Genomic DNA, 18,098 nt, shown 5'->3' with positions numbered 1-18,098 from the left:
ATTTACGCTCTCTACGGCGCGTCAACCGACGGCCCCGGCACTTTGTCAGGAAACTTGACAATGTGCCGGGGCCGCTCTTAGCTTCCCCTGAATTCGGGAAATCCGCCGTTCAGGGTGCGGGAGTATTCGGTAATGTCCGGAGTGGGGGCGCGTGCGCCGGAGGCGGGATCAGCCGTCGAGGCGGATGCCGTAGATCATCTGATCGGCGGGGCTGATATCGGTGAAGCCGATATGGCGGTAGAAGCCGGCGGCGCGGTGGTTGTCGGGGTCGAGCCCCAGATGCAGGCCGCTGACGCCCCGGCGGCGCATGTTCTCCAGCTGGGTCTCGATCATCCGCCGTCCCCAGCCGCCGCTCTGCGCCTGCGGAAGCAGGTTGATGTGCAGATGCGCCGGGTAATCGGCCAGGATCCCGGGCGCCTGGGCCCTGGGCCGGGCGATGCGATCGGCGGCCATCTGGTCCTTGGGGCGGCTGATCTGCATGCCCTCGGTCTGGCGGCGCACCCAGGGCCACCACTCGTCCAGCAGCCGCGCCTCGAAGGCCGCGGTGTCGGGCGTGCCGATGACATAGCCGGCCGCCTGGCCGTCGATATCGAGCACGAAGGCGCAGTCCGGCTGCAGCTTGAGATAGGCGGCGGAGTAGAGATAGCCGGGCATGCGCGGGTCGGAATAGAGATGGCTGCCATCCTCGCCCGCCGCGGCGGTGCGCCGGCAGATCTCGTAGACCCGGTCCGTGTCCGCGGCCGTGGCCGCCCGGATATGGGGTTCGCTCATCGATGCGATCCTTGTCCTGTTTCGCGTGGAGCCTCCAACCTAGGGCGCTCCGCGGGAAAGAGGGAAGACCGCTCCGGCAAAAAAGCGGTCCGCGGCGCCCCGGGCGTCCGCGCCATCCGCCGGGACATCCAGAAGAAAACGCAACAGGGAAGACAACAATGACGAAATACAGCATCTGCCTGCCCGCGCTGCGGCGCGGGGCCGTGTCCTTCGGGCTGGGAGCCGGGCTCCTGGCCTCGGCCGCCGCCGCCGAGGACCTGCCGGTCTGGCACAACTACTCCTATGACGGCGAGATCGAGGTCATCAAGGCGCTGATGGACCGCTTCGAAGAGGCGCATCCCGAGGTCGACCTGATCCGCACGCAGCGCAGCTTCGACGACCTGGCGCTGACCCTGCGGCTGGCGGTCAGCGCCGGCGACGGCCCGGTCGTGACCAAGGTCAACCAGGGCGCCAAGGACATGGGCGCGATGGTCGCCGAGGACATGCTGATCCCGATGGACGGCTACATCTCGGAATACGGCTGGGACGAGCAGCAGTCGCAATCGCTGATGGATCGCGACCGCTGGTCCGAGGACGGCCAGTTCGGCGAGGGCACGACCTACGGCATTTCCAGCCTCGCCGAGGTGGTGGGCGTCTATTACAACGAGGCGGTGCTGGAGGAGGCCGGGGTCGCCCTGCCGCTGGAGAGCTTCGAGGATTTCCTCGCCGCGCTGGAGACGCTGAAGGGCGAGGGCGTCACGCCCATGGCGATGGGCATGGCCACCGGCCATCTGGGGCTGCACCTGATGGCGGCGGTCGCGCAGGCGCATATCGACGCCTCGCACCGCGCCGAGCTGGACGACCTGATCTATGGCCGCGGCGGCAGCTGGAAGACCGACGCCAACCTGAAGGCGGCCGAGCTGATGCAGACCTGGTCGACGGAGGGCTATTTCTTCGACGGCTACCAGGGCATCGGCGGCACCGATGCGGTGCAGCTCTTCGTGGCGGGGCAGGCCGGGTTCATGACCTCGGGCACCTGGTATTTCGGCGATCTGCAATCCAATCCCGACATCCATTTCATGCCGATGCCCGCCCCCGAAGGGGTCGAGCAGCCGATGGCCGTCGGCGGCGTCGACCTGGCCTGGGCGATCACCTCGCTGGCCGAGGACGAGGCGACGCAGGACCTGGCGGCGGAGTTCATCAACGACATGGTCTCGCCCGCGGCGGCCGAGGTCTGGGCGGCCGGGGGCTACCTGCCGGCGGCGCCGCTGCCCGAAGGCAGCGAGGTGGAACTCAGCGCGCTCCTGACCGAGGGGATCGAGGCCTGGACCTCGCTGAACGCGGCGGATGCGATCGGGCATTACCCCGACTGGTCGACGCCCACCATGCTGACCACGATCGATGACAACATGGCGCTCCTGATGGCCGGACGGCAGAGCCCCGAGGAGTATGTCGACATCATCGATGCCGATTACCAGGCCTATCTGGCCGCCAAGTAACCCCTGACAGACGCCCCCTTGCCGCGGCTGACCACCGGCCGCGGCAAACCGAGGAATCCCCATGAAAACCTCCGTCCTCGACGGGCCGCCGCGCCGGAACCTTGTCTTCGTGCTGCCGGGCCTGATCCTCTACTGCGCCTTCATCTTCCTGCCGATCCTGTCGGCGGTCGGGCTGAGCTTCACCAGCTGGAACGGCCTTTCCGCCCCCCGCTGGGTGGGGCTGGGCAACTACATCCAGCTGTTCGGCGATGCGCGGTTCTTCACCGCGCTGAAGAACAACGCCATCCTGATGCTGTTCTACTGCGTGCTGCCGCTGATCCTCGGCATGGGCCTGGCCTCGGCGGTCAGCGCGATCCGACCGCGCGAAAGGCTGGCGGTGCGCACGCTGCTGTTCATGCCCTACATCATGCCCTCGGCGGTGATCGGCGTGGTCTGGCAATGGCTCTACAATCCCGCCTTCGGCCCGATCAACCAGGGGCTCAAGGCGATCGGGCTGGGCGTGCTGGCGGTGCCGTGGCTGGGCGATTTCAACTGGGCGCTGCCGGCCGTGGGCATGGTCGCGGTCTGGTACTATTTCGGATTCTGCATGGTGATCTTCCTGACCGGGCTGCAGCGGCTCGACCCCTCGATCTTCGAGGCGGCGCGGATCGACGGGGCCGGGCCCGCCTATGTCTTCCGCCGCATCACCTTTCCGCTGTTGCTGCCCGAGGTGCGCATCGTGCTGCTGCTGACGATCATCGCCTCGATCAAGAGCTTCGACCTGATCTTCACCATGACGCGGGGCGGGCCCGCCAATGCGACGCTGGTGCCCAACATCTACATGTACGACCTGGGCTTCCAGCTCAGCCGCTACGGCTACGGCGCGACGGTGGCGATCATCGGGGCGATCCTGGTCTTCGCGGTGAACTATGCCGTGCACCGGTTCCTCAAACCCCGCGACGGAGCCTGAGCCATGACCGACGCTTCCCGCATCGCCGCCCGCGCGCTGGGATTCCGGGCCCTCGTCTGGGGTTTCACCCTGATGACCATCGTGCCCTTCGGCCTGCTGCTGCTGACCTCGGTCAAGAGCAAGCAGGACCTGTTCGAGGGCGCCTTCGTCCTTCCCGACCGCATCCACTGGGAAAACTACGTCACCGCCTGGGTCGACGGCCATTTCAGCGTCTATTTCTGGAACTCGGTCCTGGTGGTCGTGCCGGTGGTGGGCGTGTCGGTCCTGCTGGGGCTGCTGACCGGCTTTGCCTTCGCCTTCCTGTCCTTTCCCTTCAAGAAGACGATCTTCGTCGTCCTCACGCTGGGCATGATGGTGCCGACCGAGGCCTTCATCATCCCGCTCTATTACGAGATGCGCTGGCTGGGACTGCTGAACACCTATGCCGCGCTGATCCTGCCGCAGATCGCCATGTCGGTGCCCTTCGCGACGCTGTTCATGGCCTCGGCGATGCAGCAGCTGCCGCGCGACATCCTGGAGGCGGCGCTCCTGGACGGGGCGCCGCGCGGGCTGATCCTGCGCCGGGTGATCCTGCCGCTGATGCGCCCCGCGATCTCGTCGCTGGCGCTGTTCCTGTTCATCTGGACCTGGAACGAGTTCCTCATCCCGCTGGTGCTGGTCAATGACGACAGCCTGCGCACCATGCCGCTGGGGATGCTGTTCTTCCAGGGCCGCTATACCGTCAACATCCCCGTCCTGACCGCGGGCGCCGTCCTGGTGATCCTGCCGATCATCGTCGTCTACCTGATCTTCCAGAGAAAATTCATCGAAGGCCTCACCGCAGGAGCCAGCAAATGACCGCCATTTCCACCTGTATCATCGGGCTGGGCCACCGCATCGCCTCGGTCCTGCCGGAATTCCATGCCGCCGCGCCGGGGCTCGATGTCCTGGGCGTCAGCGATCCCGAAAGCACCCATCTGGAGGTGCTGGACCGGATCGGCGCCGCCCCCGCATTCCATGACGACCCTGCCGCCATGCTGAAGGCGCTGCGCCCGCGCATGGTGATGATCGGCTCGCCCAACCACCTGCATCTGGAGCATCTGCGCATCGCGCTGGAAAGCGACGTGCCCTTCATCTTCGCCGAGAAGCCGGTGGTGATCTCGGTCGCCGAGACGATGGAGCTGGCGCGGCTGATCGCCCGCCATGACGGCCGGAGGCGGCTGATGGTGGGGCTGGTGCTGCGCTATTCCGCGCTTTACCGCGCGCTGCGCCGGGCGCAGGCCGACGGCCATATCGGCGAGGTCATGTCGATCGAGGCCTCCGAGCATATCGCCCCCTATCACGGGTCCTTCTTCATGCGCGACTGGCGGCGGTCCACCGCGATGACCGGCGGCTTCATGCTGGAGAAATGCTGCCACGACATCGACCTCTACCAGGGCGTGGTCGGGCGGCGGCCCGCGCGGGTGGCCAGTTTCGGCGGGCGCAAGAAATACCTGCCCGAACGGCGCCCCGCCGGGCGCCCCGCCTATCTGGACGAGAAGCTGCCGCGCTGGCACGGGATCGAGGATGCGTTTTCCGGCGAGGCCGACATCATCGACTACCAGACGGCGCTGGTGGAATACGAGGGCGGGGCGAGCCTGGCCTTCCACACGAACCTGAACGTGCCCGACCAGTTCCGCCGCTTCGCGGTGATCGGCACCGAGGGCATGGCGGAGGGCGATTTCATCCGCAACAGCTTCCGCGTGACGCTGTCCGATACCGGGGCGCAGGTCGCCGATGCCGCCGCGATCGGATCGGGCAGCGAGGCGGGCCATTACGGCGCCGATGCCCAGATGGCGGCCGATATCGTCGCCCATGTCGAGGGACGGATGCCGCATCTGCCGCTATCGGTGACGGATGCGCTGGAATCGGGGCTGACGGCGCTGGCCATGGACATCGCCCGCACCGGGGGGCGGGTGGTCGAGATGGCCCCGATCTGGGCGGAATTCGATGCGGCGCTCGGCGCGCCGGCCATGGCGGAGGGCGTCTGATGGGCAAGCTGGAATTCGCCGGGCTGACCAAGTCCTTCGGCCATGCCAAGGTGATCCGCGAAACCGACCTGACCGTCGAGGACGGGGAATTCGTCGTCTTCGTCGGCCCCTCGGGCTGCGGCAAGTCGACGATGCTGCGGATGATCGCCGGGCTGGACGAGATCACCGGCGGCGAGCTGCGCATCAACGGCCGCGTGGTCAATGACGTGGCCCCGGTCGATCGCGGCATCGCCATGGTGTTCCAGAGCTACGCCCTGTACCCGCACATGACCGTCTTCGAGAACATCGCCTTCCCGCTGCAGGTGGCGAAGCTGCCCGAGGCCGAGATCCGCCGCCGCGTCGCCGAGGCCGCCGCGGTGCTGAAGCTGGAGGAGCGGCTGGCGCACAAGCCCGCCGCGCTGTCCGGCGGCCAGCGCCAGCGCGTCGCCATCGGCCGCGCCATCGTGCGCGAACCGGCGGTGTTCCTATTCGACGAGCCGCTGAGCAATCTCGATGCCGCGCTGCGCGCCGAGATGCGGGTGGAACTGACGCGGCTTCATGCGAAACTGGGCACGACGATGATCTATGTCACCCATGACCAGGTCGAGGCGATGACGATGGCCGACAAGATCGTGGTGCTGCGCGACGGCGTGGTCGAGCAGGTGGGCAGCCCGCTGGAGCTGTTCCACCGCCCGGCCAACCGTTTCGTCGCGGGGTTCCTCGGCAATCCGACGATGAACTTCCTGCCCGCCGAGGCGACGGGAACCGCGGCCGGGGGCATCGCGATGCGGCTTGCGGGCGCGGGCGAGGTCACGGTTCCGGTCGAGGGCGGGGCCGCCCCCGGCGAGGCGCTGGAGCTGGGCATCCGTCCCGACGACCTGCGCCTGGGCGCGGGAGAGGTCCGGTTCCGCGTCGTTCCGGAGGTGATCGAGCAGCTGGGCAACCAGAGCGTCGTCTATGGCGCCGCCGAGACCGGGCAGGCGATCTGCGCGGTGGTCTCGGGCGGGTTCGGGCTGCGCCCCGGCGTGGCGGCGGAATTCGGCTTCGACCCGGCGGCGGCGCATCTGTTCCGGCAGGACGGGGCCGCCTGTCCGCGCCGGGTCGTGCCGGGCGCGACCGTCGCGGCATGACGCGGCCGGTCATTGCCGTGGATGGCGGCGGCACGCGCGCGCGGCTGAGCTATGACGGGCGCTGCACGGTCGAGACGGGGCCTGCCAATGTCGGCTCGGATTTCGGCCGCGCCGTCGCGGGGCTGCGCGACGGGCTGGCGCGGCTGGCCGGATGCGCCGGGCTGGACGCGGCGGCGCTGGCTGCGACCCCGGCCTATCTGGGGCTCGCCGGCTGCCTGTCGGCAGAGCTGGCGGGCCGGGTCGCGGCGGCGCTGCCGCTGGATTGCGCGCGGGTCGAGGATGACCGCCCGGCGGCGGTGCGCGGCGCGCTGGGGGATCTCGACGGGGCGGTGGCGCATTGCGGCACCGGCTCCTTCCTGGCGCTGCAGGCCGGCGGGCGGATCCGCCTGGCCGGCGGCTGGGGCGCGGTTCTGGGCGACGAGGCCTCCGCCGCCTGGGTCGGGCGCCGGGCGCTGAGCGTGACCCTCGATGCCTGCGACGGGATCGCCGCGCAGAGCGGGCTGACCCGGATGCTGGCAGAGCGCCATGGCGGACCGGCGGGCATCGTCGCCTTCGCCACCGCCGCGCGGCCCGACGAACTGGGCCGGATCGCGCCCCTGGTCACCGAACGGGCGGGCGCGGGCGATGCCGCCGCGGCCGCGATCCTGCGGCAGGGGGCCGGCTACCTGGCGCGCCTGCTGGCGGCGCTCGGCCACGTTCCGGGGCGGGCGCTGTGCCTGACCGGCGGGATCGGGCCGCATTACGCGGCGGTCCTGCCGCCGGATCTGGCCGCCGGGATCCGGGCACCCGCGGGCACGCCGCTTGACGGGGCGCTGGCGCTGGCCCGGGACATGGCGGCGCCCGCGGGTGCCGCCGGTGACTGCCATCCCCGAGGAAGGACCTGACATGAAAATCCTCATCCATCCCGATGCCGCCCGCGCCGCCGGGGCCGTGGCCGACCGGATCGCCGACCTGCTGGCGGCGCGGCCCGGGGCGGTGCTGGGCCTTGCCACCGGCGGGACGATGGAGCCGGTCTATGCCGCGCTGATCGACCGGGCGGGGCAGGGGCGGTTCCCGGCCGCCCGCTTCACCAGCTTCAATCTCGACGAATATGTCGGGCTCGGTCCCGATCATCCGCAAAGCTATCACGTCTACATGCGGCGCCACCTCTTCGGCCCGCTGGGCCTGCCGCCGGGGCAGGCGCATCTGCCCCGGGGCGACGCGCCGGATCTGGAGGCGGAGGCGGCGCGCTACGAGGCGGCGATCGCGGCGGCGGGGGGGATCGACCTGCAGCTTCTGGGGATCGGGGCGAACGGGCATATCGGGTTCAACGAGCCCAGTTCCTCGCTGGTGTCGCGCACCCGGGTCAAGACGCTGGCGCGCAAGACGGTGGAGGACAACCGGCGCTTCTTCGGGCCGGGCGAACCGGTGCCGCGCCACGCGCTGACCATGGGGATCGGCACGGTGATGGATGCCGCCGAGGTGGTGCTTCTGGCGACCGGCGCGGCCAAGGCGCAGGCGGTGGCGGCGATGGTCGAAGGGCCGCTCAGCGCCAGCTGCCCGGCCTCGATCCTGCAGATGCATGCTAAGGCGACGCTGGTCTGCGACCGCGCGGCGGCGGCGGCGCTGCGGATGACCGAGTATTACGAAACCGTGCATCCCGAAGGCGGGGCGCCGCAGCTGTAGCGATGCCGGAAAGGAGCGGATCCATGGCCGAAACCCTGATCGCCGCGCGCCATGTCTGGAGCGGCGGCGCCTTGCTGGCGGATCGCGAGATCACGCTGAGGGATGGCCGCGTCACCGCGCTGGCCCCGCGCGGGACGGCGGTGGCGGATGTCGAGGCCTTCCTCGCCAGCGTGCCCTTCACCGATCTGCAGGTGAATGGCGGCGGCGGGGTGATGGTCAATTCCGACCCCAGCCCGGCCGGGCTGCGGGCCGTGGCGGCGGCGCATCGGCGGCTGGGCACGGGGGACATCCTGCCCACGGTCATCACCGACCGGCCCGAAGTCGCGGAGGCGGCCGCCGCGGCCGTGCTGGCCGGCTGGGGCGAGACCGGCATCCTGGGGCTGCATATCGAGGGGCCGCATCTCGCGCCCGCGCGGCGCGGCACGCATGAGGCGGCGTTCCTGCGCCCGCTGGACCGCCGCAGCGTCGAGCTGGTCGAGCGGCTGCGCGGCGCGGGTGTGCCGGTGATGATCACGCTGGCCCCCGAACGGGCCGATCCCGGGCTCCTGCGCGCGCTGGTCGCCTGCGGCGCGGTGGTCTCGGCCGGGCATAGCAGCGCCACCGCCGAAGAGGCCCGCGCCGCCTTTGCCCGGGGCGTCGGCTGCGTCACGCACCTGTTCAATGCCATGGACCCGATGGGGTCGCGCGCGCCGGGACTGCTGGGCGCGGCGATCCTGGAGCCGGTGGCCTGCGGGCTGATCTGCGACGGCATCCATGTCTCCTGGGACATGCTGCGCCTGGCGCTGGCCGCCCGCCCGCCCGGCGCGCGCAGCTTCGCGGTCAGCGATGCCATGGCCACGGTCGGCGGGCCGGACAGCTTCATGCTCTACGGGCGGCGCATCGCGCTGGCCGAGGGGCGGCTGATCAATGCCGAGGGCGCGCTGGCCGGGGCGCATCTGGACCTGCGCGGCAGCCTCGCCAACCTGTGCCGCCATGTGGGGCTTCCGCTGGGCGAGGCGCTGGCCATGGTCACCGACATGCCGCGCGCGGTGATGGGCCTGGCCCCGCGCCGGATCGCGCCGGGGATGGAGGCCGGGGATCTGGTGCTGCTCGACCGGGACTTCGCGCTGATGCCGCTGCCGGCCTGACCGGGCGGCGGCGGGGCAGGGCGACTTGCAGCCCGCGCCCCGCCTGGCCCGGGTCATACCGGTTCGGCGATCCGGGGCACCGTCCGGAACAGCTGTCCGCTGGCCAGCGCGTCGCGGGCGCGCGATGCGGCGGCCTGCAACGCGAAGCTGGTCGCGGCATGGATCCGCAGCAGCGGCGCGCCCGGTTCCAGATGCGCGCCCGGCAGGGCCAGCAGGTCGACCCCTGCCGCGGGCACGAGGGGCGCGCCCGTGGCCCGCGCGATCGCGGCAACCGACCTGACGCCGAAGCCCGGCATCTCCATGGCGGCCGGCGTGGCGATCGTCTCGGTCAGCGGCGCCGGCGCGGGCGCCCTGGCGCCGCGCATGCCCTGGGCCGCCAGAATGGCGCGGAACTTCGCGGCGGCGGCGCCGGATGACAGCAGCTCCTCCGCCCGGTCGCGGCCGCTGCGCGGCGCGGGGGCGGCCCAGTCGAGGATCGTGGCCGCATAGAGCAGCGCCTTTTCGCGCAGATCCGCGGGCGCGCCGGGATCATTCTCCAGCACCATCATGGCGTCGCGCATTTCCAGCGCCGGGCCGATGCCGCGGCCGACAGGACCGGTGCCGTCGGTCACCATCACCCGCGCCTGGATGCCGAGCGCCTGCGCGACCGTCCGGAACAGGGTCTCCAGCTCGGCGGCTTCGGCCGCGGTCCGGGTCTTGGCCTCCGGGCCGACAGGCATGTCGATCAGCACATGGGTGGAGCCGGCCGCCAGCTTCTTCGACAGGATCGAGGAGACATCGAGCTGCGCCGATTTCAGTCCCAGCGGCTGGTTGATCGCGTTCATCACGTCATCGACCGGCGAATGGGTCAGGTTGCCGTTCCAGGCAATGCAGCCGCCGGTCTCGCGGACCACGCGGCGCAGCTCGTCCGGGGACAGGTCGACGCGGGCCATGACCTCCATCGCGTCGGCGGTTCCCGAGGCGGAGGTGATCGCGCGCGAGGAGGTCTTGGGCATGATGAGCCCGGCGGCGGCGACGATCGGGATGATGATGGGGGTGATCCGGTTGCCGGGAATCCCGCCCATGGAATGCTTGTCGACGACGACCGGCGCGTCCCAGCGCAGATTCTCGGTGCGCGCGGCACGGGATCTTGCCAGGGCCACGACCTCCGCCGTGGTCAGCCCGTTCGCGGCGCTGACGAGGAACCCGGCCAGTTCGGTCTGCGAGTACCGGCCGCGGACCATTTCATCGACCACCTGTTCGATATCCGCCGCCGAGAGCTCCTCGCCGCGGACCTTGCGGCGCAGCACCTCGCGGCTCAGCGGCGAGGGGGCCGGGCGCAGTTCCAGAACGGCGCCCTCGCCGATGCCCAGCCGCGCGGCCAGCTTGATGTCGAGGAGGCAGGCATCGGCCGAGACCCGGTCGCCGGTGTCATAGGCCAGTTCGGCGACGACCTCGGTGCCCGCCGCGTTCACCAGCTCCACCCGGCTGCCCTGCGCGCGCAGGATCTCGGCAACCGGATGGGCATCGGAAATCACGCAGAGATTGCCGTTGACGGTGCGCAGGCTGGAGGCTTCGCCGCGGAAATGCTGTCCGGCGCTGCCGACGATCGCCTGGACCAGCGCCCGGATGCCTTCCTCGCGCCCGGCCTCGTTGCGCACCCGGATCACGGTGCGCCCGACCTGCGGCACCTCGGCGCGGCGCGCGATGCGCTTCTCGATCTCCTCGGCGCTTTCGCGCCCGCGGGCGGTCAGCCTTGCGGCGATGACCTCGGGAGAGGCCTCGATGGAGATGACGACCGTATCTTCCCAGAGCGCGGCCATCCCGGCCAGTTCGCGCCGCGAGCCGTTCAGGATGACATGGATGCCGCGCTCCAGGTCGTCGCGGATGTCGCCGGGCAGGCCATAGCGCAGCCCGTGGGCCTCCCAGTGGTGGAAGAACGCGCCGGCCTCCAGCATGCGGCTGAACTCGGCGTCGCTGACGGGGCGGTAATCCTCCCCGCCGGCCTCGGCATCGCGGGTGATCCAGCGCCGGCAGAAGCGGTAGAACCCATAGCTGCCAAGCGCCTCCTTCGCACCGTCCAGAAGGGTGTCCTTGCCGACCCCGCTGGGGCCGACGACGAGAAAGAGGGTTCCCTTGAATGCCATGGCGACTGCTCCGCTTCTGTCGGGTTTCAGGTTCACACGTCGTCGAGACCGATATCGACGCAGGGGGCGGACTGGGTGATGCGGCCGACCGAGACGAAGTCGACGCCGGTCTCGGCCTTGCCCCTGATGGTCTCCAGGCGCACCCCGCCCGAGCATTCCAGCGGCACGCGCCCCGCCACCCATTCGACGCAGTCGCGCATCGCGTCATTGGTCATGTTGTCCAGCATGATGACATCGGCCCCGGCCTCCAGGGCTTCCTTCACCTGGTCGATCCGGTCGCATTCGACCTCGATCTTGGTCAGGACCGGGGCATGGGCCTTGGCACGGGCGACGGCGGCGGTGATCGACCCGGCCACCGCGATGTGATTGTCCTTGAGCATGATGCCGTTGTCGAGGCCCAGCCGGTGGTTGCGTCCGCCGCCGCAGGTGACGGCGTATTTCTCCAGCATGCGCAGGCCCGGCGTGGTCTTGCGGGTATCGACGAGGAAGGCGCCGGTGCCCTCGATCTCCTTGACGTATTCCGCGGTGACGCCGGCGATGCCGCACATGCGCTGCATCAGGTTCAGCGCGACGCGCTCGGCGGTCAGCAGGGCCTGGGCGTTGCCGGTGATCCTGGCGAAGGTCGTGCCGGCGGCGATCCTGTCGCCGTCCTTGTAGAGCGCCTCGAAGCTGCAGGCCGGATCGAGCTTCTTGAAGATCAGCTCCGCCATCGGCAGGCCGGCGAGGATGATGTCCTCGCGCGCATTCATCCCGAAGGTGGCCGCGGCATCGTCATCCACCATGATCTTGGCGGTCAGGTCGAAGTAGTTATTGTCCTCGTCGAACCACAGGTCGATCAGTTTTTCCACTTTGCGCATGTCGATCAGCATGGGGGGTCCTTCTTGTACTTGTATGCTGTATGTCACGTGATGAGGGTCCGGCCGCCCGGTCAGGAGACCGCCATCGCGGTCCGCCTGCGGCGCATCCGCACCAGCACGGCGGCGGCCATGGCCAGACCCAGGATCTTGGGTTCCGGCCCGGGCATGATCAGGCACAGCCCCGCGGCGACGCCCGCCCAGCCCCACAGCCGGTCGGTGCGGCGGGCGGTCTCGGCCCCGATGGCGATGGCGAAGCAGCCCAGGATCACCGCCAGCGCCTCGGCCGCATCCCCGGCGGAGGCCCAGGGCTGCAGCACGCCGGGATTGGCGATGAAGGCGAAGGGCATGATGAAGGCGGTGACCGCCAGCTGCATGGCCTCGAGCGAAATCCTGATCGGATTGGCCTGGGCAATCGCGGCGGCGGCGAAGCTGGCCACGGCGACGGGCGGGGTCATGGCCGAGAGCACCGCGTAATAGAGAATGAACATGTGCACGGCCATCAGCGGCATGCCGAGGTCATTGACCAGGGTCGGCGCCACCAGAACGGCGGCCAGGACATAGGCGGAGGGCGTGGGCATGCCCAGCCCGAGGATGATCGTCACCGCCGCCGACAGCAGCAGCACGAGGAAGTCGTTCTCGCCGACCAGGCCGAAGGCCAGGACCGAGAACTTGGAGGCCAGCCCGGTCATGGTGATCCCGCCGACCACGAGCCCCGCGGCCGCGCAGGCGCCGGTCACGCCGATCATGCGGATGGTGGTCTCCGACAGCACGTCGATGGTCTTCCCCAGCCCCAGGCGGGTCGAGGGGCGCATCAGCGCGACCAGCCAGACCAGGCCGGAGGCGACCGCCGCGGTCAGGGTCGGCGAGAAATGCATCACCAGCATCGCGGTCATGCCAAGCAGCGGGATCAGGTAGGGCCAGCCCGAGATCATGACCGCGCGCAGGCGCGGCACCTGCTCCGGGGCCAGCGGCTCCAGTCCCAGGGTCTTCGAACGCATGTGCACCTGCACGTAGATGCCGAGATAGTAGACCGCGGCGGGCACGATGGCGGCAAAGCAGATCGCCAGGTAGTCGAGACCAGTCACCTCGGCCATGATGAAGGCGGCGGAGCCCATGACGGGCGGCAGCAGGCTGCCCCCGGTCGAGGCCGCGACCTCGGTCCCCGCGGCCATTTCCGGGCGGTAGCCGAGCTTCTTCATCATCGGAATGGTGATCGAGCCGGTCGCGACCACGTCGGAGGTCGGGCTGCCGGACATCGTGCCGAACAGGGCCGAGGACACCACCGCCACCTTGGCGGGGCCGCCGGGAGAGCGGCCGGTCAGCGCGGCGGAGAGGCCGAAGAAGAAGTCGCCGCCGCGGGCATGTTCGAGGATGGTTCCGAAAAGCACGAAGAGGAAGGCATAGGTCGCCGCGACCCGCACCGGGGTGCCGAACAGGCCGTCCGAGGTATAGACGTTGATGTCCACGAAATGCTGCAGCGAGATGTAGCCATGGCCCAGCGTGCCGGTGAGGTGATGGCCGAGGAGGTTGTAGGCGATGAAGCTCATCACCAGCAGCATCAGGAACATGCCCACGGTGCGGCGGGTGATCTCCAGCGTCAGCAGGATCATGATCGCGGCGAAGGCGAACTGGTGCCAGCTCAGCGGCGACAGCAGCGAGATGCGCTCGGCCGTGGCCGGGATGTTCACGATGAAATAGAGCGCCGAGGCGCCCGCGGCCGCGGAAAGACCCCAGTCGATCGCGGAGGGCCTGCGCGGATCCGATCCGGGGGCCGCGGCGACCAGCAGGAAGGACGGCACCAGGATGAGCGACAGGAAGATGATCGTCATGGCGAGCGAGTCCACCCGCATCCATGTCGCCGCCGACAGCACCCAGGCGGACACGGCGGCGCAATAGAGCGTCAGCGGCCGCGCCAGCCAGCCTTCGGGACGGCGCCGGGGGCTTGTGTTGAAGAGATACGCGAGAAACCGCATGGAAACCTTCCCGTTTTCCGCCATGATGGGAGGCCGTCCCCCCGGCGGGGGAACGGGCAGCAGGTGGTCCCGGAGGGGCCCGGCCCCTGCGGGGGATCAGTTTGCCGGGGCGTAGATCTCGGCCGCGCCAGGGACATAGTCCAGCGCGTCGAGGGAGGCCGCGAATTCGGCGGTGAACCCGCCCATCGCGCTATGGACCTCGGCAATCTTGTCGGCATGGTCGCGGATCGCGGTGGCGACGAGTTCGATCATTGCCGGATCGGCATCCTCGGCGGCCACGATCGCGGCGCGGGCGCCGAAGGTTTCCACGTCATGATCCAGCCAGGGATAGGATCCGGCGGGAATGGTCACCAGCTGCGAGCCGTATTCCTCCACCATCTGCCGGCTGACCTCGGCGGGGACCGACAAGAGCGTCATGGGGCGGGCCTGGGCGATGGTCTCCACCGCCGAGGTGCCGATGAAGGTCGCGTTGGTCCACATGTCGGCGCGGCCGTCGGTCATGATGTCCGCGGCGCCGGCGCTGCCCTCGTACTGGACCGAGCCGCCATTCTCCTCGAGCTGGTCATAGGTCAGCCCGGATTTGGCGAAGGCCTCTTCCAGCAGGATCGAGGGCAGGATCCCGCGGCGGTTCGAGACCAGGTCGAGCGGCGCGCCGCTGGTCGCGAGATCGGCGATCGAGCCGAGGCCGTATTCCTCGGCGAAGCTTTTCGAGACCAGGAAATGCATGGGGGCCTTGTCATAGACCAGTGCGACCGCGCCGATGCCCTCGACCGGCGCCTGGAACGGGGCCGCGCCTTTCTTGGCGATCAGCGCCTCGCCGACATGGACGATGCCCAGGTCGCATCCGCCGGCCTTGATCTGCGCGATATTCGCGAAACCGCCCGAGGAGGTCTGGTAGGTGACGGTGCTGTCCGGCTGCTGGGCCCGCACGGCCGCGTCGAGGCCGACGCCGATCAGGCTCCACAATCCGCCCGGCGAGGCGCCGCAGAGCGTGATGTTGGCGGCGGATGCGGTGGAGGCCGCCAGGCCGGCGGCGCCGATGAGCGCGGTGGCGAGAATGGTCTTCATGGAGGGTCTCCTGCTGGTGAAATCGTTAATATACGGACGTTTACCGCCCTTTTTCCGGCCCGCGGCGCCCTCTGTCCCGGACATGGATTTTCCGGCGGCATCTGTGGCCTGATCCGGGATCCGTGACATTCTCGAAAGCGTCGTCATTGCGATGGTCGTTTGCATGCACCCAAAAGCGGACCGTCTTAAGCGGTTTCCGAACATGCCGTGATCTGGCGGATTTGAAACGCGACTTTTTCGGCATTTCGGATGAATTTGCAGACGCGATGCATGTTTTCGGGGCAGCCCGGGGATCCTGCCGCCGGGGTCTGCCGCGCCGGATCGCGCGCGCCGCCGGGAGATGCCGTGTCGATCCTCCAGCCGGGAGATGCGGCCTGGCCTCCGGCTCCGCCATGCCACCGGCGCCATATGGGCCGGGCGGGTCGGCAGGGGGCGGGGGCCGTCCCGGAGGACGGGCGCCTCCGCGGGGATCAGACGCCGCAGGTGCTGACCTGGATGCCCAGTTCGGCGGCCAGCGCCGCCCTCGCGCGCAGGGCGCGGTCGGCCTCTTCGACGGAATTGGCATAGACGACCTGGATGTGGTTCGCCTTGTGGCGGGCCATCATCTGGTCGCGGCTGACCCCGGTGAGGATGGCGTTCATGATCGGCCATTCCGGGTTCGTCGCCCGCGAGCGCCGTTCTTGTTCGGCAGGCGGCAATTCGACCGCGCGGCCGCGCCCGATATCCATCCGCAGCGTGCCGTCCTCGACATGGATGCGCGACCAGATGATCTCGCCGGGTTTCGCATAGCCCTTGAGCGTGCCGCCCCCGGCGGGAAAGAACATCGCCGGCTGCCGGTGGCTTTCCGATCCGGCCCAGCCGCCCGCGTGATGCGCCGCGGGCGCCGCGCCGGAGATCTCGAACACCCAGACATGGCCCTCATGCGTGCCCGACAGGTCCGGCCCGCCCCAGCGCAGGTCGTGCAGCGTGGTTTCCACCGGCTGCCCCAGCGCGCGATGCACCCGGTTGATCAGCACCCCGTCGATCGCCGCGCATTCATCCACCTCGTTGAAATGCACGATGGCCCGGCCCTGGCGGATCACGCTGCCATCGGGGCGGGTCACGTCGGGGCGGTCATCGGTGTTCAGCATCCCCTCGACCAGGTCGGAGGCGGGCAGCAGGTCCTTGAGCCCCTGCTGGTACTGGATGCCGATCGCCTCGCAGCCGAACCGGTCGGCCATGCGCACCGCCGCCACATACATGCGGCACTGGTCGATCACCTGATCCTCGGTCAGCTCGGTCGCCGGGTCGGTGCCCAGATGGAAGGTCATGCCCTTCGCCCGCAGCCAGTCATAGGCGGCGCGGCCCTCGGCGACCGGCACCTGCAGGGTCGCGTGATAGAGCGCGGATTGCGACAGGCGTTCCTTGAACAGCCCCATGGGCATCAGCAGCTCGTCGGGCACGATGGCATTGTACATGCCCATGCAGCCCTCGTCGAAGACGCCCAGGATGGCCTTGTTGCGGCGCAGGTCCGCGGCGATGGCCGCCACCAGCGCCGCATCCTCTCCGGCATCGCCGTCGAAGGGCCGGACATGGCTGGTGTCATGGGTGATGGTGCCGGTGTCCAGCCATTCGGCCAGCTTGCCCAGGAAGAAGCCGTCCTCGAAGGTTTCGGACCAGAGCGAGGCATGGGCGATGCCCGCCTTGGTCAGCGACCCGTTGAGGTTCAGCAGCCCGACCAGCCCGGGCCATTGGCCGGACCAGTTGGCCAGGGTCAGGATCGGGCCGCGATGCGTGCTCAGCCCCGGCAGCACATGGTGCGAATACTGCCAGACCGCCTCGGCGACGATCAGCGGCGCGTCGGGATCGATGGCGGCGAAGATGTCCATGCCCTCCCTCTGGCTGGCGATGAACCCGTGGCCGGCCCCGTCCTTGACGCCATGGGCGCGCTGCAGCCGGTGGCCCATGCCCTCCAGCACCTGTGCCAGCCTGGCCTCCATCGCCGCCTGGGCGGGCCAGCACTGGATATTGGCGCTTTCGCGCAGGTCGCCGCTGGCGACGAGGGTGATCGTGGTCATGAGGCGTCTCCCATCAGCGCGCCATAGGCGGCGAAATCTTCCTGCATCCGGCGGAAGACCCGGTATTTGCGGTCGTGATAGTCGCCGATGGCGCCGCCGCGCGGGACCGCGACGCGCCCCGTGCCGCAAAGCGCGGTCATGGCGGTTTCGATGTCGGGCTGCGTGCCCGCGGCCACCGCCGCCAGCATCGCGCAGCCCAGCAGCACCGGCTCGGGCTGGTCGGGGACGATGACCCGGCAGCCGGTGGCATCGGCATTCTCTCGCAGGAACAGCGCGTTGCGGGCCAGCCCGCCGCTGACGACCAGCGTGTCGACCCGGGCGCCCGCGGCGCGCATCTCCTCGATGATGTGGCGCGTGCCATAGGCCAGGGCCTGCAGCGTCGCGAGATAGTCCAGCGCCAGGTCCGCGACCCCGGTCTGCAGGGTCAGCCCGCTGATCGCGCCCTTGCGCCAGGGGGCTGCCAGCGGCGAGCGGTTGCCGTGGAAATCGGGCTGCACGTGGCGCTCGCGGGTCAGCGTGGCGGTCTCCGCGCCCATCCCGGCCAGCACGTCATCCAGCAGGTCGGTGATCCGCCTGCCCTGGGCCTCGGCCTCCGCGGCCAGCGCGGCCGAGGCGCCGTGCCGGGCGATGACCGCATCCAGGAGCGCGCCGGCCGCCGATTGCCCGCCTTCCAGCGCCCAGAGATCCGGCAGCATGACGCCGTAATAGGGCCCCCAGATGCCGGGCACGAAGACCGGCCCGGGGCTGAGGCCGATATGGCAGGTCGAGGTCCCCGCGATCACCGCCAGCCGCGCCGGGAGCGGCTCGCCCGCGGCGCGGGCCACCCCCAGCGTGCCGAGCGCCCCGGCATAGGCGTCGATCAGGCTGGCGGCGACCGGCGTGCCCGCGGCCAGGCCCAGTTCGGCGGCG

General features: G+C 69.8%; 15 protein-coding genes. 8 read left to right on the top strand and 7 right to left on the bottom strand.

The window, feature by feature from the left end:
• Positions 1–168: 168 nt before the first annotated feature.
• Entirely contained in the window at positions 169–771 is a 603-nt protein-coding gene (locus ICN82_RS15680; protein ID WP_193184494.1) for a GNAT family N-acetyltransferase, read from the bottom strand.
• 158 nt (positions 772–929) lie between these two features.
• Between ICN82_RS15680 and ICN82_RS15675 the strand changes: the two genes are divergently transcribed.
• The 8 genes from ICN82_RS15675 to ICN82_RS15640 all read left to right on the top strand — a co-directional run bounded on the left by ICN82_RS15675 (position 930) and on the right by ICN82_RS15640 (position 9,108).
• Positions 930–2,249, top strand: coding sequence for an extracellular solute-binding protein (locus ICN82_RS15675; RefSeq protein ID WP_193184493.1), 1,320 nt, complete (start codon positions 930–932; stop codon positions 2,247–2,249).
• Between the two features lie 61 nt (positions 2,250–2,310).
• Complete coding sequence (locus ICN82_RS15670; protein WP_193184492.1) at positions 2,311–3,198, top strand: carbohydrate ABC transporter permease; 888 nt, start codon at positions 2,311–2,313, stop codon at positions 3,196–3,198.
• A gap of 3 nt (positions 3,199–3,201) precedes the next feature.
• Complete coding sequence (locus ICN82_RS15665; RefSeq protein WP_193184491.1) at positions 3,202–4,035, top strand: carbohydrate ABC transporter permease; 834 nt, start codon at positions 3,202–3,204, stop codon at positions 4,033–4,035.
• Positions 4,032–5,207, top strand: coding sequence for a Gfo/Idh/MocA family protein (locus tag ICN82_RS15660; protein ID WP_226898527.1), 1,176 nt, complete (start codon positions 4,032–4,034; stop codon positions 5,205–5,207). The genes ICN82_RS15665 and ICN82_RS15660 overlap by 4 nt, the downstream gene beginning before the upstream one ends.
• Positions 5,207–6,316 carry an ABC transporter ATP-binding protein gene (locus tag ICN82_RS15655; RefSeq protein ID WP_193184490.1) on the top strand — a complete coding sequence of 370 codons (1,110 nt, stop codon included), beginning with the start codon at positions 5,207–5,209 and terminating at the stop codon, positions 6,314–6,316. The genes ICN82_RS15660 and ICN82_RS15655 overlap by 1 nt, the downstream gene beginning before the upstream one ends.
• Positions 6,313–7,200: a BadF/BadG/BcrA/BcrD ATPase family protein gene (locus ICN82_RS15650; RefSeq protein ID WP_193184488.1), complete on the top strand. Its 888-nt coding sequence runs from the start codon at positions 6,313–6,315 to the stop codon at positions 7,198–7,200. Before ICN82_RS15655 ends, ICN82_RS15650 begins: the two co-directional genes overlap by 4 nt.
• A 1-nt stretch (position 7,201) precedes the next feature.
• Positions 7,202–7,981: a glucosamine-6-phosphate deaminase gene (gene nagB, locus ICN82_RS15645; RefSeq protein ID WP_193184486.1), complete on the top strand. Its 780-nt coding sequence runs from the start codon at positions 7,202–7,204 to the stop codon at positions 7,979–7,981.
• A gap of 23 nt (positions 7,982–8,004) precedes the next feature.
• On the top strand, positions 8,005–9,108 hold the full coding sequence (locus ICN82_RS15640) for an N-acetylglucosamine-6-phosphate deacetylase (RefSeq protein ID WP_193184484.1): 1,104 nt from the start codon (positions 8,005–8,007) through the stop codon (positions 9,106–9,108).
• A 53-nt stretch (positions 9,109–9,161) separates the two neighbouring features.
• On the opposite strand, the gene phnN is transcribed toward ICN82_RS15640, so the two are convergent.
• The 6 genes from phnN to ICN82_RS15610 all read right to left on the bottom strand — a co-directional run.
• Complete coding sequence (gene phnN / locus ICN82_RS15635; protein ID WP_193184483.1) at positions 9,162–11,234, bottom strand: phosphonate metabolism protein/1,5-bisphosphokinase (PRPP-forming) PhnN; 2,073 nt, start codon at positions 11,232–11,234, stop codon at positions 9,162–9,164.
• A 32-nt stretch (positions 11,235–11,266) separates the two neighbouring features.
• Positions 11,267–12,103: a carboxylating nicotinate-nucleotide diphosphorylase gene (gene nadC, locus ICN82_RS15630; protein WP_193184481.1), complete on the bottom strand. Its 837-nt coding sequence runs from the start codon at positions 12,101–12,103 to the stop codon at positions 11,267–11,269.
• Positions 12,104–12,162: 59 nt separating this feature from the next.
• Positions 12,163–14,064 (bottom strand): TRAP transporter permease, encoded by a 1,902-nt coding sequence (locus ICN82_RS15625; RefSeq protein WP_193184479.1) that lies wholly within the window; start codon positions 14,062–14,064, stop codon positions 12,163–12,165.
• A gap of 96 nt (positions 14,065–14,160) precedes the next feature.
• Complete coding sequence (locus tag ICN82_RS15620; RefSeq protein ID WP_193184477.1) at positions 14,161–15,132, bottom strand: TAXI family TRAP transporter solute-binding subunit; 972 nt, start codon at positions 15,130–15,132, stop codon at positions 14,161–14,163.
• 470 nt (positions 15,133–15,602) lie between these two features.
• Positions 15,603–17,189, bottom strand: coding sequence for a fucose isomerase (locus ICN82_RS15615; protein WP_193184475.1), 1,587 nt, complete (start codon positions 17,187–17,189; stop codon positions 15,603–15,605).
• The coding region (locus ICN82_RS15610; protein ID WP_269142428.1) for an FGGY-family carbohydrate kinase at positions 17,186–18,098 on the bottom strand (913 nt) is incomplete at its 5' end. The genes ICN82_RS15615 and ICN82_RS15610, both read right to left, overlap by 4 nt.

Source organism: Mangrovicoccus algicola, from assembly GCF_014903745.1.
GTDB classification, from domain to species: domain Bacteria; phylum Pseudomonadota; class Alphaproteobacteria; order Rhodobacterales; family Rhodobacteraceae; genus Mangrovicoccus; species Mangrovicoccus algicola.
Note: the sequence above shows the minus strand (reverse complement) of the source record. Positions and strands in the feature narration are given on the sequence as shown.